This is a genomic window from Microbacterium sp. NPDC007973 (assembly GCF_042958465.1).
GTDB lineage: Bacteria > Actinomycetota > Actinomycetes > Actinomycetales > Microbacteriaceae > Microbacterium > Microbacterium galbum.
In genome coordinates this window covers 19,181-43,516 of the sequence record NZ_JBIBJJ010000004.1, presented here as the reverse complement: position 1 = coordinate 43,516, position 24,336 = coordinate 19,181, and the positions used below count along the sequence as shown (strand labels likewise).

General features: G+C 70.7%; 23 protein-coding genes and 1 tRNA gene. 18 read left to right on the top strand and 6 right to left on the bottom strand.

Annotated features, from left to right (window positions below; all coding sequences use genetic code 11):
* Nucleotides 1-2 precede the first annotated feature (2 nt).
* On the top strand, nt 3-1,040 hold the full coding sequence (locus ACFZA2_RS12955) for a TatD family hydrolase (protein ID WP_391405462.1): 1,038 nt from the start codon (nt 3-5) through the stop codon (nt 1,038-1,040).
* A 327-nt stretch (nt 1,041-1,367) separates the two neighbouring features.
* On the opposite strand, the gene ACFZA2_RS12950 is transcribed toward ACFZA2_RS12955, so the two are convergent.
* Nucleotides 1,368-2,828 carry a sugar porter family MFS transporter gene (locus ACFZA2_RS12950; RefSeq protein WP_391405459.1) on the bottom strand — a complete coding sequence of 487 codons (1,461 nt, stop codon included), beginning with the start codon at nt 2,826-2,828 and terminating at the stop codon, nt 1,368-1,370.
* 66 nt (nt 2,829-2,894) lie between these two features.
* Here ACFZA2_RS12950 and rsmA point away from each other — a divergent pair, with 66 nt between their 5' ends.
* Nucleotides 2,895-3,737, top strand: coding sequence for a 16S rRNA (adenine(1518)-N(6)/adenine(1519)-N(6))-dimethyltransferase RsmA (gene rsmA / locus ACFZA2_RS12945; protein ID WP_391405456.1), 843 nt, complete (start codon nt 2,895-2,897; stop codon nt 3,735-3,737).
* Nucleotides 3,738-3,965: 228 nt separating this feature from the next.
* Nucleotides 3,966-4,901 carry a phosphodiesterase gene (locus ACFZA2_RS12940; protein WP_391405453.1) on the top strand — a complete coding sequence of 312 codons (936 nt, stop codon included), beginning with the start codon at nt 3,966-3,968 and terminating at the stop codon, nt 4,899-4,901.
* On the opposite strand, the gene ACFZA2_RS12935 is transcribed toward ACFZA2_RS12940, so the two are convergent.
* A complete protein-coding gene (locus ACFZA2_RS12935; protein WP_391405450.1) occupies nt 4,852-6,432 on the bottom strand; it encodes a stealth conserved region 3 domain-containing protein in 1,581 nt (526 codons plus the stop codon). The two genes, ACFZA2_RS12940 and ACFZA2_RS12935, sit on opposite strands and share 50 nt — an antisense overlap.
* 240 nt (nt 6,433-6,672) lie before the next feature.
* Between ACFZA2_RS12935 and ACFZA2_RS12930 the strand changes: the two genes are divergently transcribed.
* From ACFZA2_RS12930 to ACFZA2_RS12900, 7 genes are all read left to right on the top strand, one after another.
* Nucleotides 6,673-7,605, top strand: a complete 933-nt coding sequence (locus ACFZA2_RS12930; protein ID WP_391405446.1) for a 4-(cytidine 5'-diphospho)-2-C-methyl-D-erythritol kinase — start codon at nt 6,673-6,675, stop codon at nt 7,603-7,605.
* 241 nt (nt 7,606-7,846) lie between these two features.
* Nucleotides 7,847-8,149 (top strand): DUF427 domain-containing protein, encoded by a 303-nt coding sequence (locus tag ACFZA2_RS12925; protein ID WP_391405443.1) that lies wholly within the window; start codon nt 7,847-7,849, stop codon nt 8,147-8,149.
* Between the two features lie 13 nt (nt 8,150-8,162).
* Nucleotides 8,163-8,987, top strand: coding sequence for an ABC transporter ATP-binding protein (locus ACFZA2_RS12920; RefSeq protein WP_391405440.1), 825 nt, complete (start codon nt 8,163-8,165; stop codon nt 8,985-8,987).
* Nucleotides 8,984-9,664: an ABC transporter permease gene (locus ACFZA2_RS12915; protein ID WP_391405437.1), complete on the top strand. Its 681-nt coding sequence runs from the start codon at nt 8,984-8,986 to the stop codon at nt 9,662-9,664. The genes ACFZA2_RS12920 and ACFZA2_RS12915 overlap by 4 nt, the downstream gene beginning before the upstream one ends.
* Nucleotides 9,661-10,422, top strand: a complete 762-nt coding sequence (locus ACFZA2_RS12910; RefSeq protein ID WP_363389508.1) for an ABC transporter permease — start codon at nt 9,661-9,663, stop codon at nt 10,420-10,422. The genes ACFZA2_RS12915 and ACFZA2_RS12910 overlap by 4 nt, the downstream gene beginning before the upstream one ends.
* Before the next feature lie 38 nt (nt 10,423-10,460).
* The gene (locus ACFZA2_RS12905) at nt 10,461-11,378 is read left to right on the top strand and encodes an ABC transporter substrate-binding protein (protein WP_363389505.1); all 918 of its coding nucleotides are present in this window, start codon (nt 10,461-10,463) and stop codon (nt 11,376-11,378) included.
* 239 nt (nt 11,379-11,617) lie between these two features.
* Nucleotides 11,618-13,411 carry an ABC-F family ATP-binding cassette domain-containing protein gene (locus ACFZA2_RS12900; protein WP_391405432.1) on the top strand — a complete coding sequence of 598 codons (1,794 nt, stop codon included), beginning with the start codon at nt 11,618-11,620 and terminating at the stop codon, nt 13,409-13,411.
* 88 nt (nt 13,412-13,499) lie between these two features.
* Here ACFZA2_RS12900 and ACFZA2_RS12895 read toward each other — a convergent pair whose 3' ends face one another.
* Together ACFZA2_RS12895 and ACFZA2_RS12890 are read right to left on the bottom strand one after the other, a co-directional pair.
* Nucleotides 13,500-14,012 carry a hypothetical protein gene (locus ACFZA2_RS12895; RefSeq protein WP_391405429.1) on the bottom strand — a complete coding sequence of 171 codons (513 nt, stop codon included), beginning with the start codon at nt 14,010-14,012 and terminating at the stop codon, nt 13,500-13,502.
* On the bottom strand, nt 14,009-14,461 hold the full coding sequence (locus tag ACFZA2_RS12890) for a MarR family transcriptional regulator (protein WP_176776666.1): 453 nt from the start codon (nt 14,459-14,461) through the stop codon (nt 14,009-14,011). Before ACFZA2_RS12890 ends, ACFZA2_RS12895 begins: the two co-directional genes overlap by 4 nt.
* Nucleotides 14,462-14,600: 139 nt before the next feature.
* Here ACFZA2_RS12890 and ACFZA2_RS12885 point away from each other — a divergent pair.
* The 8 genes from ACFZA2_RS12885 (at nt 14,601) to ACFZA2_RS12850 (ending at nt 21,948) form a co-directional block, all read left to right on the top strand.
* Nucleotides 14,601-14,672 (top strand) — tRNA-Gln (locus ACFZA2_RS12885).
* A 1-nt stretch (nt 14,673) separates the two neighbouring features.
* Nucleotides 14,674-16,122 (top strand): bifunctional UDP-N-acetylglucosamine diphosphorylase/glucosamine-1-phosphate N-acetyltransferase GlmU, encoded by a 1,449-nt coding sequence (gene glmU, locus ACFZA2_RS12880; RefSeq protein ID WP_391405426.1) that lies wholly within the window; start codon nt 14,674-14,676, stop codon nt 16,120-16,122.
* Nucleotides 16,112-17,146 (top strand): ribose-phosphate diphosphokinase, encoded by a 1,035-nt coding sequence (locus ACFZA2_RS12875; protein WP_316004943.1) that lies wholly within the window; start codon nt 16,112-16,114, stop codon nt 17,144-17,146. The genes glmU and ACFZA2_RS12875 overlap by 11 nt, the downstream gene beginning before the upstream one ends.
* 376 nt (nt 17,147-17,522) lie before the next feature.
* Nucleotides 17,523-18,017 (top strand): hypothetical protein, encoded by a 495-nt coding sequence (locus ACFZA2_RS12870; RefSeq protein ID WP_391405422.1) that lies wholly within the window; start codon nt 17,523-17,525, stop codon nt 18,015-18,017.
* A 5-nt stretch (nt 18,018-18,022) separates the two neighbouring features.
* Nucleotides 18,023-18,901, top strand: coding sequence for an FAD:protein FMN transferase (locus ACFZA2_RS12865; RefSeq protein ID WP_391405419.1), 879 nt, complete (start codon nt 18,023-18,025; stop codon nt 18,899-18,901).
* Between the two features lie 31 nt (nt 18,902-18,932).
* The gene (locus tag ACFZA2_RS12860; protein ID WP_391405416.1) at nt 18,933-20,486 is read left to right on the top strand and encodes an FAD-dependent oxidoreductase; all 1,554 of its coding nucleotides are present in this window, start codon (nt 18,933-18,935) and stop codon (nt 20,484-20,486) included.
* 20 nt (nt 20,487-20,506) lie between these two features.
* Nucleotides 20,507-20,983 carry an NUDIX domain-containing protein gene (locus tag ACFZA2_RS12855; RefSeq protein ID WP_391405413.1) on the top strand — a complete coding sequence of 159 codons (477 nt, stop codon included), beginning with the start codon at nt 20,507-20,509 and terminating at the stop codon, nt 20,981-20,983.
* Entirely contained in the window at nt 20,980-21,948 is a 969-nt protein-coding gene (locus tag ACFZA2_RS12850) for a S41 family peptidase (RefSeq protein WP_391405410.1), read from the top strand. Before ACFZA2_RS12855 ends, ACFZA2_RS12850 begins: the two co-directional genes overlap by 4 nt.
* A gap of 99 nt (nt 21,949-22,047) precedes the next feature.
* Here ACFZA2_RS12850 and ACFZA2_RS12845 read toward each other — a convergent pair whose 3' ends face one another.
* Together ACFZA2_RS12845 and ACFZA2_RS12840 are read right to left on the bottom strand one after the other, a co-directional pair.
* On the bottom strand, nt 22,048-23,493 hold the full coding sequence (locus ACFZA2_RS12845) for a sensor histidine kinase (protein WP_391405407.1): 1,446 nt from the start codon (nt 23,491-23,493) through the stop codon (nt 22,048-22,050).
* A 104-nt stretch (nt 23,494-23,597) separates the two neighbouring features.
* Nucleotides 23,598-24,332 carry a response regulator transcription factor gene (locus ACFZA2_RS12840; protein ID WP_264631701.1) on the bottom strand — a complete coding sequence of 245 codons (735 nt, stop codon included), beginning with the start codon at nt 24,330-24,332 and terminating at the stop codon, nt 23,598-23,600.
* Nucleotides 24,333-24,336: the final 4 nt, after the last annotated feature.

Below are 24,336 nucleotides of genomic sequence, written 5' to 3'. Positions count from 1 at the left end.
CGATGCCCTCCGAGTCGGCGGCGGCCCCGGGGGCGTCGGTCGCGGAGTCGGCGTCGGCCCGGGGTGCAGCGGCGGCCAATGAGCCCGTCGACGCCTCCGCCCCCCGGCCCGCCGCCGGTTCCACCCCGGTCGAGCGCCCGCGCGGAACGATCGACGGCACCGACCCCAGCCAGTACGTCCGCGAGCGCTCCACCGACGGTCGGCGCGACGTCAGCTATCCGCCGGCGCCCGAGCCCGTCGGCGTCCCGGTCTACGACAACCACACGCACCTCGAGATCGAGGATGGCGAGACCGGCCTGTCGCTCGACGAGCAGCTCGAACGCGCGCTCGCGGTCGGCGTGCACGGGGTCGTGCAGGCGGGCGGCGACGTCGACTCTTCGCGCTGGTCGGCGTGGGCGGCGCGGTCCCACCCGCGCGTTCTCGCGGCGGTCGCGATCCACCCCAACGAGGCCCCCGTCTACGATCAGGCGGGGGAGCTGGATGCCGCGATCGCCGTCATCGACGAGCTCGCCGCCGAACCGCGGGTGCGCGCGATCGGCGAGACGGGACTCGACTTCTTCCGCACCGAGGCCGACGGCATCCCCGCCCAGATCCGCTCCTTCGAAGCGCACATCGCCTTGGCGAAGAAGCACGGCATCGCGATGCAGATCCATGACCGCGACGCCCACGAGGCCGTGCTCGAGACGCTCGAGCGCGTCGGCGCTCCCGAGAAGACGGTGTTCCACTGCTTCTCCGGCGACGCCGACATGGCCCGGATCGCCGCCGACCGCGGCTACTACCTCTCGTTCGCGGGCAACGTCACCTTCAAGAACGCGCAGAACCTGCGCGACGCCCTCGCAGTCACCCCGGTGGATCGCATCCTCGTCGAGACCGACGCCCCGTTCCTCACGCCGGCTCCGTACCGCGGCCGCCCCAACGCGCCGTACCTGATCCCCGTGACGCTGCGCTTCCTCGCCGCAGAACTGTCGATGGATGCCGACGAGCTCGCCGCCCGGGTCGCCGCGAACACCCTGGAGGTCTACGGCGCGTTCGAAGACTGACGCGAGCGCGGATCTCGGCGATTCGCGCATCCTCAGCCGAATGGCGACGGATGCCGCTGAGGTCGTGGCTGCGTGCGCTGCGCAGACTCAGCGATTCGCGTATCCTCAGCCGGATCGTCGCGGATGCCGCTGAGCTTGTGCGGATCGCGGAGGTTGTGGCGGCGCGTGCCGCTGGCACTGCTCAGGCTCAGTGATTCGCGCATCCTCAGCCGGGAAGCCGCGGATGCCGCTGAGCTTGTGCAGATCGCAGAGATCACGTGGGCGCAGACAACGCCCGAACGACGGAGGCCGGCGCCCCGCAGGGCGCCGGCCTCTCGGCATCCGGGGTCAGGCCGTGGCGGCGTCTTTCGGCTTGCGGACGAACAGCGTCTCGGTCTGCTCCAGCTCCATGCCCTTGGTCTCCGGGATGCGCAGCAGCACGTAGACGAACGACAAGGCCGCGAACAGGGCGTACATGCCGTAGGTGAGCGGCAGCGACCAGCTCGACATGGCCGGGAACGACACCGTGATGGCGAAGTTGGCGATCCACTGCGCGCCCGCGGCGACGCCGAGCGCCTTGCCGCGGATGCGGCTCGGGAAGATCTCGCCGAGGAGCACCCACACCAGCGGTCCCCACGAGGCGCCGAATCCGACGACGAAGACGTTCGCGGCGACGAGCGCGACGCTGCCCCAGGGTGCGGGGAGCGACACGTCCTGGCCCGAGCCGGTGGCGAAGGCGAACGAGAGGGCCATCGCGCCCAGCGACAGCGTCATCAGCAGCGAGCCGGTGATGAGGATCGGCTTCCGGCCCACCCGATCGACCAGGAAGATCGCGACGAAGGTCACGACCACGTTCGTGACCGAGGTGATGACGGAGATCAACAGCGAGTTGCTCTCGTCGAAGCCGACGGCCTTCCACAGCGTGGTGGAGTAGTAGAAGATCACGTTGATGCCCACGAACTGCTGGAACACCGACAGCAGGATGCCGGTCCAGACGATGCCCTGCAGGCCCAGCACGGGGCCGCGCAGCGAGACGTTCTTGTTCTTGCGGTCGGCCTCGATCGTGTTCGACAGCTCGTTCATCGTCTTGTCGAGATCGGCGGGCGGCACGAGGCGCGCGAAGATCGCCTTCGCCTCGTCGCGCTTGCCCTTCGCGAGCAGGTAGCGCGGGGATTCGGGAACGGTGAACGACAGGATGCCGTACACCGCCGCAGGGATGACGCCGACGAGGAACATCCAGCGCCAGGCCTCCAGACCCAGCCACAGCTGATTGGCCGCGCCGCCGGCGGAGTTCGCCAGGAGCGCGTCGGAGAGCAGGGCGCCGAAGATGCCGAGCGTGATCGCGAGCTGCTGCAGTGACGCCAGCGAGCCGCGGATCTGACGCGGAGCCACCTCGGCGATGTAGGCCGGGGCCACCACCGACGCGATGCCGATGCCGAGGCCGCTCATGACGCGCCAGAGGATCAGGTCGGGGACGCTGAAGGTGAGGGCGGCACCGATCGACGAGACGAAGAACAGCACGGCGCCGAGGAGCATGACCTTCAGTCGGCCCCAGCGGTCCGACAGGGCTCCGGCGACCACCGCGCCGACCGCGCAGCCCAGCAGCGCGACCGCGACGACGAATCCGGTCAGCACCTGGGTGAGTTCGAAGTTGCCCTCGACCGCGTCGACGGCACCGTTGATGACGGAGGAGTCGAATCCGAAGAGGAAGCCGCCGACCGCCGCCGCAACCGACAGCCCGATGGCTCGTCGCCCGTAGGGGCTTCGCAGGGTGAAAGCGTTTGCGGGGATCGACTGCGTTTGACTCACCTGATCACGCTACTCCCGGCTCGCGCTCAGCAAGGGTTCTGGCGGAGCCCTGACTACAGTGGAACAATGCCTGTTTCGCTGCTCGGTGCCGCCGAGATCCGTCGGCTCGCCGCCGACCTCGACGTGACCCCCACCAAGAAGCTCGGGCAGAACTTCGTCGTCGACGCCAATACGGTGCGCAAGATCGTGCAGGCGGCCCGGGTCACGGCATCCGACCGGGTCGTCGAGATCGGTCCGGGCCTCGGATCCCTCACGCTGGCGATCCTCGAGACCGGAGCCTCGGTCGTCGCCGTCGAGATCGATCACCGGCTCGCCGAGCGCCTCCCCGTGACCGCGGCGGCGCACGACGTGCCCGAGGGGCGCCTCCAGGTCATCGACGCCGACGCGCTGCGCGTCGACGAGTTGCCGGGCGAGCCGAGCGTGCTCGTCGCGAACCTCCCGTACAACGTGTCGGTGCCGGTGCTGCTGCACTTCCTCGAGACCTTCCCCTACCTGCAGCGCGGCGTCGTCATGGTGCAGGCCGAGGTGGGCGAGCGTCTCGCCGCCCCTCCGGGGTCGAAGGTGTACGGCGCACCGAGCGTGAAGGCGGCCTGGTACGGTTCGTGGCGCCTGGCCGGAACCGTGTCGCGCCAGGTGTTCTGGCCCGTGCCGAACGTCGACAGCGTGCTGGTCGCCTTCGAGCGGGATGCCGAGCCCCGCGGCACCGAGGAGCACCGGCTCCGCACCTTCCGGATCGTGGACGCCGCTTTCCAGCAGCGTCGCAAGATGCTGCGTCAGGCGCTGGCCGGGGTGCTCGGCGGCACGGCGGCCGACGCGTCCGCGCGCCTCGAGGCGGCGCGGGTCGACCCGACCCTGCGCGGCGAGCAGCTCACGGTCGACGACTACGCCCGCATCGCCGCCTCGTCCTGACGCCCCGGCCGCCCGCGCCCCTCGCCCGACTCGCCAAGAATCGTCGCTTCGGGCTGCGCTCCCGCGACGGTCTCGGCGACTCGCGCGGCTCGCCGGGAGGGGAGACGCCCGTCAGGCAATTCTTGACGTGTTCACCACGCGTTCCTGAAACATGCCGGTAACATTTCGAGCCAACCGGGAGCATCACGCCGGTGACGAGGTCGTACCCGACGGCCCGAGAGGAACGAGATGCGCTACGCCGAGTACCCCCGCGCCGAACGGGTGCTGCTGCACCTGAGCGACACCCACCTCCGTGCCGGCGGTGCGCCGCTGTACGACGACGTCGACTCCGAGGCCTATCTCGCCCGGGCGGTCGCATCGATCGAGGCCTCCGGCATCCGTCCTGACGCGCTCGTGTTCACCGGCGATCTGGCCGACTTCGGCGAGAGCGACGCTTACGACCGTGTTGCGGCCCTCGTCGAACCGCTCGCCGAGCGCCTCTCCACGCGCGTGGTCTGGGTCATGGGCAACCACGATGACCGTTCGGCCTTCCGCTCGCGTCTCCTTCCGGGCGACGGCGCCGCGCCGACCGCGCCGGTCGACCGCGTCGACGAGTTCGACGGCCTGCGCATCGTGACCCTCGACACGTCGGTCCCGGGCGCCCACCACGGCGAGGTCGCCCCCGCCCAGCTGCGCTGGCTCGCCGACGTGCTCGCCACCCCCGCGCCCCTGGGCACGATCCTCGCCATGCACCACCCGCCCGTGCCGAGCGTCCTCGAGCTCGCGGCATCCGTCGAGCTGCGCGATCAGCGCAGCCTCGCCGAGGTGCTCCGCGGATCCGACGTGCGCGCGATCCTCGCGGGGCACCTGCACTACTCGACGTTCGCGACGTTCGCCGGCATCCCCGTGTCGGTGGCCTCGGCCACCTGCTACACGCAGGACCTCATGGTGCCCGTCGGCGGAACCCGTCCGCAGGACTCCGCCCAGGGATTCAACCTCGTGCACGTCTACGACGAGACGGTGGTCCACTCGGTCGTGCCGCTCGAAGCCAGCGCGGCCCTGCAGTACGTGGATGCCGAGGAATCGCAGCGACGGCTGCGCGACGCCGGCGTGGTAGTGCCGGCGTCGCGGGCGTTCAGCGGACCGGTGTCGCCGCCGACGACGCCGTTGCCGATCCTTCGCTAAGCGCTTCCTTCTCCCACGGCGCCGCCACGGGGAAGTACCGCTCGAGGCAGGCGCGCAGCGCGGGCACGCGCACCTCCTCGGGGATCTCGGGCACGCTGCCGTCGTTGAGGCAGAACATGTCGGTGTCGCGACGCGACACGAGGCGCTCCATCGTGCGCAGCGAGTCCAGCTGCGTCGTCTGCACGTAGCGGGTGCGCGGCTCGGTCGTGACGATCGCGCGACCGGTCGCCAGGGCGTAGTAGTGGTAGAGGCTGTTCGTCACCGAGATGTCGGTGGCGGAGCGGAAGCGACTGGCCGCGGTGCGGGCGTAGTCGTCGGCGAACTCGCGCTCGAGTTCGAACGCGACGGAGCGGCGCAGCGGGGTGGCGCAGTGCTCGAGATCGAGCGTGATGACGCGCCCGAAGCGCTCCTTCAGCAGCCCGCGGTTCACGCGCAGGCCGTTGTCGTGACCGGAGCGCTCGATGTGCGCCGGTCCGCTGCCGATGCGGACACCGCTCTCGACGAAACGGCTCACGCCGCCGCCGCTGAAGAACAGCTCCGGCGTCACCGGGCGACCGAAGAACATGTCGTCGTTGCTGTAGAGGAAGTGCTCGGCCAGCCCCGGGATGCGATGCAACTGCGCCTCGACCGCGTGCGAGTTGTGCGTGGGCAGCACGGAGGGGTCGGCGAAGAAGTCCTCGCTGCGCACGATCGTCACCTTCGGGTGATCGGCGAGCCACTCGGGGGTGGGGGAGTCCGTCGCGATGAAGATGCGTCGCACCCACGGCGCGTACATGTGCACGCTGCGCAGCGCGTAGCGAAGCTCGTCGACCTGGCGGTAACGGGCGGCGTTGTCGTCGCCGTCGCCCACGACGTAGCCCTTCATCCGCGCCGCGCGCTGGCGCTGGAACTCGCTCGACGAGCCGTCGACCCACGAGAAGACCATGTCGACCTCGGCGGTGAACTCGTTCGGGTGCGGGTCGAACATGCCCGACACGGTCATCCACCGGCGCCCGTAGCGCTCGATCTCGACCAGGTCGAGGTCGGCCGCCGCGAATCGACGGCGGGTGAGGGCACTGGGGCGGGGCGCCTCGATCGTCTTCTCCCCGAACCGCCAGAGCTCGAGCCGCGGCGCGAGCGAGGCGCCGTAGCGGTAGGAGCCCTCGGTCGAGGTGCGCGGACGGAAGACGGCGTACGCCTGCACCGAACCGGCGGAGGGATGCACGCTGTGCGCGGGCACCGGGTCTTCGCCGCGGGCCTTGAGGTAGATCGGCCCGAGCTCGGGGTCGCGCAGCGCCGTCAGCGCCGCCTCGGCGTCGGCGGTGTCGACCACGAGCTTCGGGCGACGGTTCGCGTCGCGCACGAGCAGCACGCGCACGCCGGCCGCTTCGATCGCGGATGCCGCGGTGAGCAGATCGTCGCGCTCGGCGATCGAGGGGGTCGAGGTGTCGTCGACGACGTGCAGGATGCCGTCGTGCATCCGGATATCGGAGCGGGAGAGCAGCGCGCGCCAGGGGTCGGTGTCGATCGACAGGGGGACCATCGGGCGCATACTGCCTCCTCGGGGGTAGGTGACGGGTTCCGGACACCGTAAGGTTCCGGGGTTACGAAGACGTTTCGGCGGCGACGCCGAACGGCGGGGAGCGGAGCGCTACTGTCGAAGAGTGACTCTCATCGCTCGCTCCGGCCCGGTCTGTCCCGAACCGCCCTGCGAGCGACGGCGGGAAGCGGGCCGACGTTCCAGTTTCGCACACGCCGGGGCCTCGCGGCGCACGGGTGAGCGGGGGCTGTCGTGAGCCTCACCACCCCCGCGTCCGTCCGCGTGCGCGCGCCCGGGAAGATCAACGTCTTCCTCGAGGTCGGTGACGTGCAGGACGACGGCTACCACGAACTCGCGACGGCGTTCCAGGCCGTGTCGCTGTTCGAGGAGATGATCGCCACCCCGGCCGACGACTTCGCGATGTCGGTGAGTGCGAAGGGTCCGGTCGACATCGAGGGCGTTCCCACCGACGGCCGCAACCTCGCCATCCGCGCCGCCCGGCTGCTCGCGCGAACGGCCGGTGTCGACCGCGGCGCGCACCTCGCGATCCGCAAGGCCGTGCCCGTGGCCGGTGGAATGGGCGGCGGGTCCGCAGATGCGGCGGCGGCCCTGGTCGCCTGCGATGCCCTCTGGGGTCTCGGGATGCCGACGAGCGAGCTCGCCCACCTCGCGGCGCAGCTGGGAGCCGACGTGCCGTTCGCCCTCCTCGGCGGTACCGCCGTGGGCACGGGCCGTGGTGATGAGTTGAGCCCGGCCCTGGCGCGCGGACGCTTCGACTGGGTGCTGGTCACGAACGAGGTCGGCATGTCGACGCCGGTGGTCTACGGCGAACTCGACGCCCACCGCGAACGCCACGCGGTCGACATCGGACCCGCCCGGCGGGTCCCGGCGGTCGACCCCGACGTCTTGCACGCCCTGCGCCAGGGGGATGCCGGAATGCTCGCCGCGACCCTGCGCAACGACCTGCAGGCTCCGGCGCTTCACCTGCGGCCCGACCTGGCCCGGGTCCTCGAACGCGGAGAGAGCTCGGGCGCTCTGGCGGGACTCGTATCGGGGTCGGGACCGACCCTCGCCTTCCTCGCCGCCGACGAGTCGTCGGCGATCGATCTCCAGGTGACGCTGAGCGCCGCCGGTCACGTGGCTCTCCACGTGCACGGACCGGTGCCCGGAGCCCGCGTCGTCTGACCCCGCCGCGCCCCCGGTCCCTCGACCGTGTCGGGTGCCCGGCGTCGTGGCAGAGGTGGCTGAGCCTGTCGAAGCCACCGGTCCGGCCGATCCGGGTCGCCTCGCAGGAGCCGGGCACCATAGCCCAGGTCGACACACGGAGCAATCTTCCGCTGACGCGTTCCGTACCTCGCTAGCCTCGACCGAGGTGGATCGTCACCCGTCGGCGCTGTGCCCGCGGGGCGCCACGGAGGGGGTACCCATGAAGGCAGTTCTCGACGGCGTCGTGATCGCCGAAGCCGACCGCGACGACCTGGCCTCGATCGAGGGCAACTGGTACTTCCCGCCGCGGGCGATCCGCGAGGGTGCTCTGCAGAAGAGCCCCACGGCCTACACCTGCCCCTGGAAGGGTGCCGCGCAGTACTGGAACGTCTCCCTCGACGGTGCCGAGCTGAAGGACGGCGCATGGTCGTACCCCGACCTGCGCGACGGTGCCGTCGAGCGCGTCGGGAAGGACTTCGCAAGCTACGTGGCCTTCGACCGCAGGGTCGTGGTCTCCGACTGAGGCGGCGATTCGCATGATCGAGTTCTCGGCCGTCTCCAAGGTCTTCCCTGACGGCACCCGCGCCGTCGACGACTTCCACCTCGTCATCCCCTCGCGCAAGACCACCGTCTTCGTCGGCTCCTCGGGCTGCGGGAAGACCACCCTCCTGCGCATGATCAACCGCATGGTCGAGCCCTCGTCGGGCACGATCTCCATCGACGGCGACGACATCGGCGGAAAGGCCGCCGTGCAGCTGCGACGCAGCATCGGCTACGTGATGCAGAACTCCGGTCTGCTTCCGCACTTCACCGTCGCCGACAACATCGCCACGGTTCCCGTGCTGCAGGGCCAGAACCGCAAGACCGCACGCACGCGCGCGCTCGAGCTGATGAAGACCGTCGGCCTCGACACGGCGATGGCCGACCGTTACCCGAGCCAGCTCTCGGGTGGCCAGCAGCAGCGCGTGGGCGTCGCCCGGGGCCTCGCCGCCGACCCCAACATCCTGCTGATGGACGAGCCGTTCGGCGCCGTAGACCCGATCGTGCGCGACGAGCTGCAGCAGGAGCTCCTGCGGCTGCAGAGCGAGATCGGCAAGACGATCGTCTTCGTCACTCACGACATCGACGAGGCCTTCCTCCTCGGCGACCAGGTCGTGATCCTCGAGAAGGGCGCCAAGATCGCCCAGGTGGGCACGCCGAGCGAGATCGTGGAGAACCCCGCGAGCGACTTCGTGGCGAGCTTCATCGGCGCCGTCAAGGGCAAGCGCGCACTCCACCTCAAGCAGACGGCGACCGGAACGGTCGTGGTGGATGCCGAGGGCCGCACGCAGGGCGCCCTCGTGGAGGATGCGCGCCCGTGAACTGGGTCGGCAACAATCTCGACCTCATCGGGCAGCTGACGCTGGTGCACCTGCGTCAGAGTCTGATCGCCCTGGTCGTCGGCTTCGTCATCAGCATCCCGCTCGGCTGGGTCGCCTGGCGCTACCGTCTTGTGCGCAGCGGCGTCATCACGATCACAGGGCTGCTGTACACGATCCCCTCGCTCGCGCTGCTCATCCTCGTGCCGGTGGTCACCGGCTGGTACAGCATCGTCAGTGAGACGAACCTCATCGTCGCCCTCGCGATCTACGCCGTCGCCATCCTCGTCCGCGCCGTCGCCGACGGTCTCGATTCGGTGGATGCGGGCGTCCGCCAGGCGTCCACCGCCATCGGCTACGGCTCGTTCCGCCGCTTCATCGCGGTGGAGTTTCCTCTCGCCGGACCCGTGGTGCTCGCGGGTCTTCGCGTCGCCTCGGCGAGCACGATCGCGCTGGCCACGGTCGGCATCCTGGTCGGCATCCAGAACATCGGCTACCTCTTCACCAACGGACTGCAGCGCCGCATCATCCCGGAGGTCTTCGCAGGCGTCGTCGCCGTCGTCGTGCTCGCGCTGGTCATCGACCTCGTGCTGGTGATCGCGGGGCGCCTCCTGATGCCCTGGACCCGCCGTGCCGCGGTGCCCTCGGCGCGACGCGCACGGACGGCGGTGGCCGCGTGAACCTTCTCGGGGATGCCATCGGGTGGATCTTCTCCGGCGATCCCGGCCGCGGGTTCGATGCGATCCCGCTCGCGATCGGCGTGCAGCTGCTCTACACCCTCATCGCGGTGGTCATCGCGGGCGTCATCGCGATCCCGCTCGGGTGGTACATCGGCCACACGGGCAAGGGACGAGAGATCGCCGTCGCGATCTCCGGGGCCGCGCGTGCGATCCCGTCGTTCGGACTGCTCATCCTCCTGACCCTCCTGCTCGGCGTGCTGCACAAGCCCGAGGCGGCGGTCATCTCGTTCGTCGTCCTCGCGATCCCCTCCCTCCTGGCCGGGGCGTACACCGGCTTCGAGGCGATCGACCGGCGCGTCATCGACGCCGGCCGATCGATGGGCATGACCGAATCGCAGATCCTCTGGCGCATCGAGGTGCCGCTCGGACTCCCGCTGCTGGTCGGCGGCATCCGCGCCGCGACACTGCAGGTGCTCGCGACCGTGACGATCGCCGCCTACATCGGTCTCGGCGGTCTCGGGCAGTACATCATCGCCGCCATCCCGCTGCGTCGCTTCGACATCCTCATCGGCGGCGCGATCCTCGTGGCCGTTCTCGCCCTCGTCATCGACGGCCTGTTCGCCCTGCTCCAGCATCTCGTCGTGCCGCGCGGCATCCGCGCCGCCGGCTCCGCGCAACCGCAGCGACGCTCCGCGCGTCAGCGCCGTGCCGAGGCCATCGCCGTCGGCGCCCCCGCCGCGCCGCCCGCGACCCCCTGATCCACCCGAATCCCGCATCACCAGAAAAGAGAGCACCCATGTTCACAGCACGAACCCGGAAGGGCCTCGGCGTCTTCGCCGGCCTCGCTGTCGCCTCGATCGCCCTCGCCGGCTGCAGTGGCGGCTCGAGCGACCCGCTGAGCAACGGCGGCGGCGACGCGTCGGCGTCGTCCGACACCATCGTCGTCGGCTCGCAGGCCTACTACTCGAATGAGATCATCGCCGAGATCTACGCCCAGGCCCTCGAGGGCGCCGGCAAGACGGTCACGCGCCAGTTCCAGATCGGCCAGCGCGACGCCTACATCCCGCTGCTCGAGGACGGCACCGTCTCGGTGTTCCCCGAGTACACCGGCAACCTCCTGCAGTTCTTCGACGCCGAGACCACGGCCCGCACCGCGGACGACGTGTACGCGGCGCTGCCGGCGGCGCTTCCCGAGGGCCTCGAGGTGCTCGACCAGTCCGACGCGACCGACCAGGACTCGTACACCGTGACCGCGGCCTTCGCGCAGGCGAACGGCCTCACGAGCATCGCCGATCTGGCCAAGGTCACCTCGGGCGTCACGCTCGGTGGAAACGCCGAGCTCGCCGAGCGTCCCTACGGCCCGACCGGCCTGCAGTCGACCTACGGCGTGAACGTGCAGTTCTCGCCGACCGGTGAGACCACGGTCGACGACCTCGTCGCCGGCACCATCCAGGTCGCGAACGTCTACACGGCCGACCCCCGCATCCAGACCGACGACCTCGTCACGCTGACCGACCCGAAGGGCCTGTTCCTCGCGTCGAACGTCGTGCCGGTCGTCAACTCGAACGTCGCCTCCGAGGTGTCCGACGTGCTGAACAAGGTCAGCGCGGCGCTCACCCCCGAGGGCCTCGTCGAGCTCAACGTGAAGTCGACCGTCGACCAGGAGTCGACGCCCGACATCGCGAAGGAGTGGCTCGCCGCCAACGGCTTCTGAGCCCGTTCCGCAGTGCGGGGCCGTCCGGTTCGCCGGGCGGCCCCGCCGTGTTTCCGCGGCCGGGTCGGCGGCATCCGCGAGACAGCAGTCCGCTGACGACTCGGCGCCATCCTGCGCCCGAGTCGCCGTCTCACGGGGTCGAAATCGCCCTTGCGTCGGCGCTGCCGCGCGAGCGGGAGGAGGGATGCCGCGACCGCGGCGCACGGGCGGGTCACCGCACCGCGTAGCCTGGAACGGATATGGCACATCTGCTCGGGGGCGAAGCCCTGCACCTGGAATACCCGACCAAGGTCGTGTTCGACTCCGTTTCGCTGGGCGTGAACGAGGGCGACCGCATCGGTATCGTCGGCCGCAACGGCGACGGCAAGTCCAGCCTGCTGGGCATGCTCGCCGGCATCCGCGAACCCGACGGCGGGCGCGTGACGGTGCGCGGGGGAGTGACGGTCGGGGTGCTCGACCAGCAGGACACCCTGGACGACGACGACACGATCGGCCACGCGGTGGTCGGCGGTCGCGCCGAGCACGAGTGGGCCGGAGACGCGCGCACGCGCGATGTCATCGCGGGGCTCCTCGGCGACCTGCCCTGGGACGCCCGCCTCGGCGACCTGTCCGGCGGCCAGCGCCGCCGCGTCGCTCTGGCGAAGCTGCTCTCGGGCGACTGGGACGTGCTGTTCCTCGACGAGCCCACCAACCACCTCGATGTCGAGGCCATCACCTGGCTCGCCGGGCACCTCAAGAAGCGCTGGGCGCCGAGCGCCGGCGGCTTGCTCGTCGTCACGCACGACCGGTGGTTCCTCGATGAGATCTGCAACACCACGTGGGAGGTGCACGACCGCCTCGTCGAGCCCTTCGAGGGCGGGTACGCGGCGTACATCCTGCAGCGCGTCGAGCGCGACCGCCAGGCGGCATCCATCGAGCAGCGCCGTCAGAACCTCGCGCGCAAAGAGCTCGCGTGGCTGCGCCGCGGGGCGCCGGCGCGCACGTCGAAGCCGAAGTTCCGCATCGACGCCGCGAACGAGCTCATCGCCGACGTCCCCGAAATCCGCGACAAGGTGGCGCTCCAGTCGCTCGCGGTCGCGCGGCTCGGCAAGGACGTCGTCGACCTGCTCGACGCGGGCGTCGCGTTCGGCGACAAGACGGTGCTGAAGGACGTCGAGTGGCGGATCGCGCCGGGGGAGCGCACCGGCATCCTTGGCGTCAACGGCGCGGGCAAGTCGACGCTGCTGAACCTGGTGACCGGATCCCTCGAACCCACCAGCGGACGCGTGAAGCGCGGGAAGACCGTCAAAGTCGCCACGTTGACCCAGCGCCTGGACGAACTCGACCAGCACCTGGACGACCCGGTGCGCGTGGTCATCTCGAACCTCCGCACCACCTACGCCTTCGGAACCGGGTCGAAGGCGCAGGAGCTGACCCCCGGGCAGCTGCTGGAGCGCCTCGGGTTCTCGAGCGCCCAGCTGTCCACCCCGGTGAAAGACCTCTCGGGCGGGCAGAAGCGGCGCCTGCAGCTGCTGCTGGTCATCCTCGACCAGCCCAACGTGCTGATCCTCGACGAGCCCACCAACGACCTCGACACCGACATGCTCGCGGCCATGGAGGACCTGCTCGACTCGTGGTCGGGCACCCTGATCGTCGTCTCGCACGACCGGTACTTCCTCGAGCGCGTCACCGACCAGCAGTACGCGATCCTGGATGCCAAGCTCCGCCACCTCCCCGGGGGAGTGGACGAATACCTGCGCCTGCGGGCGCTCCAGGATGCCGAACCCTCGAGGTCGACGGCATCCGGATCCGCCCCTGCGGCTCCGGGCCTGCAGGGCGCCGACCTGCGCGCCGCGCAGAAGGAGGCCTCGGCCGCCGAGCGGAAGATCGAGAAGCTGCAGCAGCAGATCGACAGGGCGAAAGCCGCCCTCGCCGACCACGATCAGTCGGATTACGTCGGTCTGGGCAAGGAGATGGAGCGCATCAGCGCCCTGGAGAACGAGCGCGACGAGCTCGAGGGGCGCTGGTTCGAGCTCACCGAGGCGATCGGCTGAGACCGAGCGCCGCTGCTCGCGCCGTTCCGCGTGCCGCAGCTGGGGAATCGGGGTCGTCGCCCCCGCGATCGGATGCGACCCGCGGGCCTCAGTGGATCGCGTATTCGAGGATCGCGATGAAGACCCCGAGACACGCGGTCGCGAACCCGCCGACGAGCCGCCCGAAGAGGCGGGCGCCGCGACGACGATAGGCGCTGTAGCCGAGCAGGAAGAGCACGACGAACGTCGACCACATAGAAAGGTCGGCCGCGTCGTCGATCGGCATCCCGGTGAGACCGGCGTACACCAGCACCAGCACCGAGGGAACAGAGGCGTACAGCATGCCGGCGCCGTGGCGCATCCCCTCGCGCGTGGCGTGGCGCAGGCCGTGGTCGGCGTGCTCGGTGAGGGTGTGGGCGAAGACGTGGGCGATGAAGAAGACCACGAGCGAGGTCGACGCGCTCAGCAGCACCTCCCACACCGTTTCGGCGTGGTCGTCGGCGATCGTGACGAAGGCCGCGAAGACGATCAGGCCGTAGATGGCCGCGGGGGAGCGGAAGCGCACGTCGAACCACGCGCGCACGCGCGCCCATCGAGAGGGGGACGAGACGGGGGCGCTCATGCGTCGAATCCCAGGCTCAGCTTGCGCAGCAGTGTCGCGAGGCGCTCGCGGTCGTTCTTCGCCAGACCCTCCAGCAGCAGGGCCTCGGCGTCGACGAGGCGCGTGATCGCGGCATCCACTCGCACGCGTCCGTCATCGGTGAGGGTCACCAGGATGCTGCGACCGTCGCCGGGGTCGGCCTCGCGCCGCACGAAACGGCGGGCCACGAGGCGGTCGATGCGGTTGGTCATCGTGCCGCTCGACACCAGCGTCTGCTGCAGCAGCTGCTTGGGGCTCAGCTGATACGGCTCTCCCGCACGCCGCAGGGCCGAGAGCACGTCCCACTCCCACGACTCGATGTCGCTGCGGCGGAACGCCTCCTTGCGCGCGATGTCGAGGTGGCGCGAGAGCCGCGCCACGCGCGAGAGCACCTCGAGGGGGGAGAAGTCGAGATCGGGGCGTTGCCGCATCCACGCATCGACGATGCGGTCGACTTCGTCGCTGTCCCGGCTCACTCCCTCATTATGGCGAGAGGACGCCGTGGTCGTGGCGTCGGGAGGGTGCGGACGGCCGACGTCTGGCAGACTTGACCGGTGCCCGCGGGCACGGTCCGCCGTGGTGTAACGGCAGCACGACAGCCTTTGGAGCTGTTAGGTCCAGGTTCGAATCCTGGCGGCGGAGCATGACATCACCGACCGAGTTGGCCGTCGTCGTCCTCGCTGCGGGTCAGGGCGCCCGCATGCGGTCGCGTCTCCCCAAGGTGCTGCATCCGGTGGGCGGTCGACCGCTCGTCGGGCACGTGCTCGACACCGCGGCATCCCTCGATCCGGCCCGCATCGTCGTGGTCGTGCGGCACGAGCGCGAGCTCGTCGCCGAGGCGGTGTCGGAGCTCGCCCCCGGCGTCGTCGTGGTCGATCAGGACGAGGTCCCGGGCACCGGGCGCGCCGTCGAGGCCGCACTCGACGCGCTCGACGGGTTCGAGGGCGACGTGCTCGTGCTCAGCGCCGACGTGCCGCTGCTCGAGACCGGCACCCTCACCGAGCTCCTCGCGACCCACCGCACCGGCGGAACGGCCGTGACGCTCCTGAGCGCGCGCGTCGACGAGCCCTTCGGTTACGGCCGCATCCTGCGCGACGAGACCGACGGTGTGCGCCGCATCGTCGAGCAGAAGGATGCCACGACCGACGAGGCCGCGGTCACCGAGATCAACGTGGGGGTCTACGTCTTCCAGGCGGCGCCGCTGCGCGCCCAGCTGGCGCTCGTGGGCACCGCCAACGCGCAGGGCGAGAAGTACCTCACCGACGTGATCGGCCTGCTCCGCGACGCGCAGCTGGGCGTCGCGGCATCCGTCACCTCCGATGCGGCGGCCGCCCTCGGCGTGAACGACCGCGTGCAGCTGTCGGAAGCCGGACGCACCCTCAACGCCCGGACGGTACGCCGCTGGCAGCTCGAGGGCGTCACGGTGGTCGACCCGGCGACGACGTGGATCGACGTGACGGCGACGCTGGCTCCCGACGTGACGATCCTGCCCAACACCCACGTGCGCGGAGCGACCGTCATCGCCTCGGGCGCCACGATCGGCCCCGACACGAGCCTCGTGGACTGCGAGATCGGTGAGGATGCCACGGTCACGCGCACCGACGGGACTCTCGCGGTCGTCGAGGCGGGCGCAACCGTCGGTCCCTTCGCCTATCTCCGCGCGAACGCCCGCGTCGGCGTCAAGGGCAAGGTCGGCACCTTCGTCGAGGTGAAGAACTCCTCGATCGGAGAGGGCAGCAAGGTCCCGCACCTGTCGTACATCGGCGACACCGAGATCGGCCGCGGGGTCAACCTCGGCGCCGGCGCGATCACCGCCAACTACGACGACATCGCCAAGCACCGCACCGTCATCGGCGACGACGTGCACAGCGGATCGCACAACGTCTTCGTGGCGCCGGTTACGATTGGAGCCGGTGCCAAGACGGGTGCCGGGGCGGTGATCCGCAAGGACGTTCCGGCCGGTGCTCTGGCGCTCAGCGTATCCCCCCAGCGCAACATCGAGGGGTGGGTCGAGAAGAACCGACCGGGCACCGCGGCGGCCGACGTGGCTGCGCGGGCTCGGGCTGAACAGGAAGCGGCCGATGGCTCGTAAGAAGAATCGTGTAGACCTCGACCGCGACAACGGCATCGCCCCCGGGCTCGTCGCCAAGACCAAGAAGCGGCTCGTCGTCGCCTCGGGCCGGTCGCATCCCGAACTGGCGAAGCAGGTCGCCGAGCACCTCGGCACCGAGTTGGCCCCCACCGAGCACCGCACCTTCGCCTCGGGTGAGATCTACACCCGCTTCGAGGTGTCGATCCGCGGATGCGACGTGTTCGTCGTGCAGTCGTTCGGACCGCCGGTCAACGAATGGCTCATGGAGCTGCTCATCATGCTCGACGCCCTCAAGCGCGCCTCCGCCAAGCGCATCACCGTCGTCGCGCCGTACTTCCCGTACTCGCGTCAAGACAAGAAGGGCCGCGGGCGCGAGCCGATCAGCGCTCGTCTCGTCGCCGACCTGCTGAAGACCGCGGGCGCCGACCGGATCATGAGCGTCGACCTGCACGCCGCGCAGATCCAGGGCTTCTTCGACGGCCCTGTCGACCACCTCTTCGCCAAGCCCGTGCTGCTCGAGCACTTCGAGCAGGGACTCACGGGGGAGGACCGCGAGACCCTCACCGTCGTCTCTCCCGACATGGGCCGTGTGCGCGTGGCCGACACGTGGTCCGACAGCCTCGGCGCCCCGCTGGCGATCATCCACAAGCGTCGCGACCCGAAGGTCGCCAATCAGGTCTCTGTGCACGAGATCGTCGGTGACGTGAAGGGCCGCACCTGCCTGCTCGTCGACGACATGATCGACACCGGCGGCACGATTCAGAAGGCTGCGCAGGCGCTCAAGGCCTCCGGGGCCCGCAAGGTCATCGTCGCCGCGACCCACGCGATCTTCAGCGATCCCGCCACGGAACGACTCCAGGATGCCGCGATCGACGAGGTCGTCGTCACCGACACCGTTCCGCTGCCTGCCGAGCGTCGTTTCGATCGCCTGACGGTGCTGCCGATCGCACCACTGCTGGCCCGCGCCATCCACGAGGTGTTCGAGGACGGCTCGGTCACGAGCATGTTCGGCGGCGACGCGTAAACGCCCTCCCCCCTGTCGCGACGCAGCCGCCTCCCCGCCGGGAGGCGGCTGCGCCCGTTCTCCCACGGTCGCCAGGTGGCTGAGCTTGTCGAAGCCACCGGTCCCGGCTGCGCGAGGTGGCTGCGTCCGTTTTCCCGACGCTCGCGAGGTGGCTGAGCCTGTCGAAGCCACCGGTCCCTTCGGCAGGCTCAGGCGCCTCCGTCCGTTGTCAGCTCGAGGAGGCGCTGCGGGGCGCCGGTGCCTACGACAGGCGCTGAGACCTCCCGCGTCGCCTCCGCTCATAGCCGGCACAAAGGTATGAACCGGGGAGCCGTGAAGGTCGTGTCCCTACCGTGAGCATGCACGCGCCGCGAGGCACGACCGAAGGAGGACCCTCATGATCCGCACCACAGCCGTACCCCGTCCCGTCCGCGTCGGGACCGCCCTCCTGGGCGTCGCCGGCATCGTCACCCTGGCCGGGTGCGCGGGCGGCACGACCGACGCCGCCGCTCCCGCCGAGACCACTGCGGCCCCCGCCGCCTCGTCCACCCCCAGCGCGAGCGCGAGCTCCGCCACCGGCTCCGCGACCTCGGGCACCTACGCCGACGGCACCTACGAGGCCACGGGGCAGTACGCGACCCCCGAGAGCGTCGAGACGATCGACGTCACCCTCACGATCGCGGGCGACACCGTCACGGCCGTCGAGGTGACCGGCGACCCGCAGGCCGCGGAGTCCAAGCGGTACCAGAGCGAGTTCATCGGCGGCATCCAGGACGAGGTCGTCGGCAAGAAGCTCGACGAGATCTCAGTGAGCAAGGTCGCCGGATCCTCCCTCACCAGCGGCGGCTTCAACGCGGCCGTCGAGACCATCAAGACCGAGGCGAAGGCCTGACCGAGATGAGCACTCCGACCGCGACGGGCTCGACGTGGGCCTTCGACGCGATCGGCACGTCGTGGGCGATCGACTCGGCCGCACCCGTGCCGCCGGTCGCCCAGGATGCGGTGACCGCCGTCGTCGAGCGGTTCGACCGCGAGTGGTCGCGCTTCCGCGACGACTCGGTGGTGTCGGCCCTCGCGGACGGGCGTGCGGCATCCGTCGACCTTCCCGGTGACGCGGATGCCATGCTCTCGCTCTACGACGAGCTCGATCGGGCGACCGGGGGCGCCGTCAATCCGTTGATCGGCGACGCCCTCGCCCGGCTCGGCTACGACGCGCGCCTCTCCCTCGCGCCGCAGGGCGCGCCCGTCGCGGCACCCGACTGGCGCCGGGACCTGTCGTGGTCCGACGGGAGGCTGCGGCTCGCGCGTCCCGCCACGATCGACGTGGGGGCGCTCGGGAAGGGGCGTCTCGTGGATCTCGTCCTCGATGCCCTCGCCCCGCACATCGGCGGTGACCTGATCGTCGACGCCTCCGGAGACCTCGCCGCTCGCGGGGCCCCCGTGCGCGTCGGCCTCGAGCACCCGTACGACCCCACGCGGGTGATCGGCGTCGTCACGGTGGAGGATGCCGCCCTCTGTGCGTCGGCCATCAATCGCCGCGCGTGGGGCGACGGCCTCCATCACGTTCTCGACGCGCGCACCGGCGCTCCCGTCCGCGCGTATGCGGCGACGTGGGCGCTCGCCGACACCGCGATGCGCGCCGACGCCCTGGCGACGGGGCTGTTCTTCGACGGCGGGCCCGAGCTCGCGGCATCCTGGGATGCGCAGTGGGTGCGCATGCGCACCGACGGCCGGGTCGAGTGGTCGCCCGGTTTCTCCGGCGAGATCTTCGCCTGACCCTCTTCACCCCTCGGAAGGGACCCCTGTCATGAGCACCACGCTCACCGCCGGCTCCACCCGCGTGCGCGGTCTCATCGGCCGTGTCTCGATGTACCGCCTGGTCCTGTCGTCGCTCGGACTGCTCGCGATCTTCTCGCTCGTGCTGTCGTTCGCCGGTCTGGTCGTGCCGGAGCCGCTCGAGCTCGTCGTCAGCGCCGTCGTCCTGGTCGCGGCGTGCGCGGTGACCGATCTCGTCGCGCAGAGCGTGCTCCGGATGCCGCGCCGCCTGGAGTCCTCGCTCATCACTGCCGCGATCCTGCTGTTCGTGCTGCGCCCGAGCGTCGAACCGCTGGGCATCGCGGGTCTCGTACTGGCCGGGGTCGTGGCATCCGCGTCGAAGTACGTGCTGGCGTGGCGGGGGCGCCACATCTTCAACCCCGCGGCGACCGGTGCGACGGTTCTGACGATCGTGAGCATCTGGGCGCCCGATCTGGGGTCGTCGGCGTGGTGGGTGGGTTCGCCCTGGCTCGCGGCGCCGGTTCTGGTGCTGGGAGTGCTGTTGCTGCTGCGCACCGACAAGCTGCCCGTCGTCGCGACGTTCTGGGTCGTGGCGATGACGGTCGCGTTCGTCCGCACGACCGTTCAGTTCACCTCCGCGGGGTTCCCGGTCGACGTGCCGAGCGTGCTGGTGCAGGTGGCCTTCTCGTCGCCGTTCCTCTTCCTTGGGGCGTTCATGCTCTCGGAGCCGCTCACGCTGCCGCCGCGCCGCGCACAGCAGCTCCTCGTCGCCGTCGTCGTCGGTGTGCTGGCCGGGTGGCCGCTCGCGGTCGGGGGGATCACCCTCGGCCAGGAGCGGGCCCTGCTCGTGGGCAACCTCGTGGCGTTCCTGTTCTGCCTCCGTGCGGCCGTGCGGTTGCGCGTCGAGGAGCGGCGCGATCTGACCCCCACCGTGCGCGAGCTCACCTTCCGCGCGGCGCGTCCCTTCTCGTTCGCCCCGGGCCAGTACCTGGAACTCGACGTGCCGCACCGTCGGCCCGACCGCCGCGGTACGCGCCGTGAGTTCTCGATCGCTTCGGCACCCGAAGACCTGCCCGAGGTGCGCATCGCCTACAAGGACGGGTCGCAGTCGTCGTACAAGCGCGCCCTCGCCGCCGTCGCGCACGGCTCCACCCTCGCGGTCACGGGCGTGTGGGGCGATTTCGTCCTTCCGGCGCGTCCGACCGCCCCGGTGCTCATGGTCGCGGCCGGCATCGGGGTCACCCCCTTCGTCGCGCAGCTGCGCCACCTCGTCGCCACCGGCCAGGAGCGCGACGCGGTGCTGGTGTACGTGGTGTCGGAGGCGGCGGAGCTGGCCTTCCGTGACGACATCGTGGCCAGCGGCATCCCCGTCGTGGTGTTCTCGCGCGACGAACCGGGCGACCTCCCGGCGGGCTGGTCGTGGGCGGGGCCGGATCGCGTGGATGCCGGTGCGCTGCTGCGCGCGGTGCCCGACATCGCGCAGCGCGCGGCGTACGTCTCCGGTCCGCCGCGGCTGATCGCCGCCCTCGCGCCGGCGCTCGCGAAAGCGAAGTCGCTCACGACCGACGCCTTCGCGGGGTACTGAGCACCGGTTACAGTGAGCCGGTGCCCACACCGGACTTCGTTCTCGAGCTGCGTCGACACGTCGGTACGGTTCCGCTCCCCCTCGTGGGGGTGACCGCCGTCATCTGCCGCGGCGACGAGGTGTTGCTGGGGCGCCGCAGCGACAACGGCCGGCTGACTCCCCTCACGGGCATCGTCGACCCGGGGGAGGAGCCCGCCGACGCCGCGGCGCGCGAGGCACTGGAAGAGGCGGGTGTCGGGATCGGCGTCGACCGCCTCGCCTGGGTGCATCAGATCCCGCGCGTGACCTACGCCAACGGCGATCGTGCCGACTACCTTGATCTGGTCTTCGCGTGCCGGTGGCTGTCGGGGGAGCCGACGCCGGTCGACGGCGAGATGACCGACCTCGAGTGGTACGACGTCTCGCGCGTCGACGAGGTGCTCGACGCCGAGATGGCGGCGCGGGTGCGCGCTGCTCTCACGCCGGGTGCGACGCGGTTCGAGGGCGGCGGGCGGTGACGTCCCGCCTTCGCGTCGTCATCGGCGTCGTGCTCCTGGGCGCGCTGTCCCTGCCGGGGTGCACGGCGGCCGACGACGACGTGGCCGCCTACGTCGACCGCGCCGTCGCAGAGTTGCGCGACGGCATCCATGCCGACACCGCCGAATTCCAGGATGCCGTGACCGCGGCGGAGGGCGAGCTGAAAGCGCGGGAGACGATCAGCGACGCGCACGCCGGTCTCGGCGAACTGGTGGTGGCGGCGGGCGGCATCCATTCGTTCTTCCTCACCCCCGCGGAGGCTATCGCGGCGCGGTCGGTGGATCAGCCGGGCGCGACGTTCCCGGTGCCGTCGGTGTCGACGTTCGAGGGCATCTCGACCGTGTCGCTGCCGTCGTTCAACGGGCAGTCCGCGGAGGCCGAGGAGCGGTACCGATCCGCCGGGCTCACGGCGATGAAGCGGGCGGCGGACGCCACCACGTGCGGGTGGATCGTGGACCTGCGCACGAACGGTGGCGGGAACGCGTGGCCCATGCTCGCCGTGGCGGCCCCGCTGCTCGACGACGGCGACGTGGTCGGTCTGCGGTCGAGAGAGGGGGAGACGGCTTGGGCGCGGGTCGAGCACGGGGGTGTCGTGTCGACGCCGGGAGGAGTCGGCACCTCGACGCCGGCCGGCTTCACGATCGACGCCCCCGTCGCTCTGCTCACGTCGACGACCACCGCAAGCGCCGCCGAGATCGTGGCGATCGCCTTCGCGGGTCAGGCCGACACCGTGCGCGTCGGGGCTCCGACCGCCGGACTGACCACGGGGAACGAGATACGCGAGCTCAGCGACGGGGCCTGGCTTGTGCTGACCACCTCGTACGACGTCGACCGCACGGGCCGCGTGTACGACGGTTCCCTTGAGCCCGACGTCCTCGCCCCTCCGGGCAGTGTCCCGAGCGACCTCGAACGCGCGCGCGACGAGCTGCGCGCGCGCTGCTCCTGACGGCCCAGGCCGGCCGGCGCAGCGCGGCGCGGACCGCGTCGCCCCGCACCGTCTGCACGGACGGCCCGCCTCGCACCGGGTGGGCTCAGACCGTCCGGCTCACACCGGGTCGGCCGGTTTCGCGGGCAGACGCACCTCGAACGTCGTGTCGCCGGGAGCGCTGCGCACGGTGATGGTGCCGTTGTGGGCGTCCACGATCGCGCGCGCGATCGAGAGGCCGAGTCCCGTGCCGCCGGTCTTGCGGTCGCGCGAGCGATCGGCGCGGGCGAAGCGCTCGAACAGTTGCGAGGCGACGGAGGGGTCGATGCCGGGGCCGTCGTCGTGCACGCGCAGCACGGCCTCGGCGCCCTCGTGCGTGACCGACACGGTCACGGTGCTGCCGGCGGGCGTATGGGTGCGGGCGTTGGCGAGGAGATTCGCGATCACCTGGTGCAGCCGTGACGCGTCGCCGGCCAGCTCGACCGGCTCGTCGGGGACCTCGATGCTCCACGAGTGGTCGGGGCCGGCCGGGCGGGCGTCTCCGACCGCCTCGACCGCGAGCTGCGTGAGATCGACCGATCCGTATACGAGCTCCTGCCCCTCGTCGAGCCGCGCGAGCAGCAGCAGGTCCTCGACGAGGGTGGTCATGCGCAGCGACTGCGCCTGGATGCGCTCGAGCGACTGTTCGGTGGTCTCGACCGCGAGAGCGGTGCGCTGGCGGCTCTCGTCATCCTGGGCCTGCCGCATGGCGCGCAGCGACAGTTCCGAGAATCCTCGGATGGATGCCAAGGGGGTGCGCAACTCGTGACTGGCGTCGGCGACGAACCGTCGCATGAGTTCCTCGTTGCGCTGGCGGGCCGACAGCGAGGCGTCGACGCGGTCGAGCAGGGTGTTCAACGCCAGGCCGACCTGTCCGATCTCGGTGTGGTCGTCGACCTGGTCGGCGGGGACACGCTCGGTGATCGACACATCGCCCTGGTCCATGCGCAGCGAGGCCACCCGGGTGGCGGTCTCGGCGACCGAACGGAGGGGACGCAGACCGAGGCGGATCACGATCGCGATGATCGCGCCCAGCAGCAGCAGACCGCCGGTGGTGACGAGGGCGACGGTGGTGAGGATCGCTCCGATCGTGCTCGTGACGCTCGAGAGGGGCAGACCGACGAGGAAGAGGCTGTCGCTGCCGGGGGACTGGAAGGTGCGGACCAGATATTCGCCCAGGTTGGGGAGTTCGACGGTCTGCGCATTCGAGTCCGCCGCCGCCTGCAGGCTGTCGGCGATGCGGCTGAGGTCGTCCGTCGACAGGGCGCGGGCGCCCTCGTCGCCTACCACGGCGCCGGTGATGCCCGTACCGCGGGAGTTCATGACGAGCAGCGTGCCCGGATCGAAGAACCCGGATGCCAGCACTTCCTCCGCCGAGCTCTGGAACGCCGCGCGCGGCTGGATCGAGGCCGCGGCCTCGTCGACCTGTGCCCCCAGGTTGACGTAGAGGACGCCGCTGAGGATCGCGCTGGTGGAGATGCCGATCATCACGAGGATGAACGCGACCATGCCGATGACCGCCGTCATGAGGCGCGCCTGAAGCGTCCAGGGTCGCCGCCGCAGCCGCTGGAACCGGGTCTCGGTCGCGGGTGCGCGTGGGGGGACCGGGGGAGCCGGCCGCGGAGGCGGGGTCACTGGGGGGCTTTGATCATGTAGCCGACGCCGCGGACGGTGTGGATGAGCGGCTCGTTGCCGGCGTCGATCTTCTTGCGCAGGTACGAGATGTACAGCTCGACGACGCTCGAGCGACCACCGAAGTCGTAATTCCAGACGCGGTCGAGGATCTGCGCCTTCGAGACCACGCGGCGCTGGTTGCGCATCAGGAAGCGCAGCAGCTCGAACTCGGTGGCGGTGAGCTCGATCTCCTTGTCGCCGCGCACGACCTCGTGGCTGTCCTCGTTGAGCGACAGGTCACCGACCCGCAGGATGGGCTCGGAGTCGCGCGTCAGCGCGGTCCCGGCACGCCGCATCAGGCCGCGCAGGCGCGCCACCACTTCCTCGAGGCTGAAGGGCTTGGTGACGTAGTCGTCTCCGCCGGCGGTGAGACCGGCGACGCGGTCGGCGACGGCGTCCTTCGCGGTGAGGAACAGCACGGGGACGTCGTTGCCCGAGTGACGCAGGCGCTGCAGCACGGCCATGCCGTCGAGGTCGGGCATCATGATGTCGAGCACCATAGCGTCCGGTTCGAAGTCACGGGCGGCGGAGAGCGCATCGAATCCGGAGCCGGCGGTCTTGACCTCCCAGCCCTCCATGCGCAGAGCCATCGAGAGGAGGTCGGTGAGCATCTGCTCATCGTCGACGACGAGCACGCGCAGCGCGCTCCCGTCGGGGCGGGTGAAGGCGGGGGCGGCGGCGGTCGCGGTCATGGAA

Bases quoted from the DNA above. Each gene is read 5' to 3' on its own strand.
- ACFZA2_RS12955 (WP_391405462.1), top strand. From the start codon at position 3: ATGCCCTCCGAGTCGGCGGCGGCCCCGGGGGCGTCGGTCGCGGAGTCG.
- rsmA (WP_391405456.1), top strand. From the start codon at position 2,895: ATGCCTGTTTCGCTGCTCGGTGCCGCCGAGATCCGTCGGCTCGCCGCC.
- ACFZA2_RS12940 (WP_391405453.1), top strand. From the start codon at position 3,966: ATGCGCTACGCCGAGTACCCCCGCGCCGAACGGGTGCTGCTGCACCTG.
- ACFZA2_RS12935 (WP_391405450.1), bottom strand. From the start codon at position 6,432: ATGCGCCCGATGGTCCCCCTGTCGATCGACACCGACCCCTGGCGCGCG.
- ACFZA2_RS12925 (WP_391405443.1), top strand. From the start codon at position 7,847: ATGAAGGCAGTTCTCGACGGCGTCGTGATCGCCGAAGCCGACCGCGAC.
- ACFZA2_RS12920 (WP_391405440.1), top strand. From the start codon at position 8,163: ATGATCGAGTTCTCGGCCGTCTCCAAGGTCTTCCCTGACGGCACCCGC.
- ACFZA2_RS12905 (WP_363389505.1), top strand. From the start codon at position 10,461: ATGTTCACAGCACGAACCCGGAAGGGCCTCGGCGTCTTCGCCGGCCTC.
- ACFZA2_RS12900 (WP_391405432.1), top strand. From the start codon at position 11,618: ATGGCACATCTGCTCGGGGGCGAAGCCCTGCACCTGGAATACCCGACC.
- ACFZA2_RS12895 (WP_391405429.1), bottom strand. From the start codon at position 14,012: ATGAGCGCCCCCGTCTCGTCCCCCTCTCGATGGGCGCGCGTGCGCGCG.
- ACFZA2_RS12890 (WP_176776666.1), bottom strand. From the start codon at position 14,461: ATGCGGCAACGCCCCGATCTCGACTTCTCCCCCCTCGAGGTGCTCTCG.
- glmU (WP_391405426.1), top strand. From the start codon at position 14,674: ATGACATCACCGACCGAGTTGGCCGTCGTCGTCCTCGCTGCGGGTCAG.
- ACFZA2_RS12875 (WP_316004943.1), top strand. From the start codon at position 16,112: ATGGCTCGTAAGAAGAATCGTGTAGACCTCGACCGCGACAACGGCATC.
- ACFZA2_RS12870 (WP_391405422.1), top strand. From the start codon at position 17,523: ATGATCCGCACCACAGCCGTACCCCGTCCCGTCCGCGTCGGGACCGCC.
- ACFZA2_RS12865 (WP_391405419.1), top strand. From the start codon at position 18,023: ATGAGCACTCCGACCGCGACGGGCTCGACGTGGGCCTTCGACGCGATC.
- ACFZA2_RS12860 (WP_391405416.1), top strand. From the start codon at position 18,933: ATGAGCACCACGCTCACCGCCGGCTCCACCCGCGTGCGCGGTCTCATC.
- ACFZA2_RS12845 (WP_391405407.1), bottom strand. From the start codon at position 23,493: ATGACGGCGGTCATCGGCATGGTCGCGTTCATCCTCGTGATGATCGGC.
- ACFZA2_RS12840 (WP_264631701.1), bottom strand. From the start codon at position 24,332: ATGACCGCGACCGCCGCCGCCCCCGCCTTCACCCGCCCCGACGGGAGC.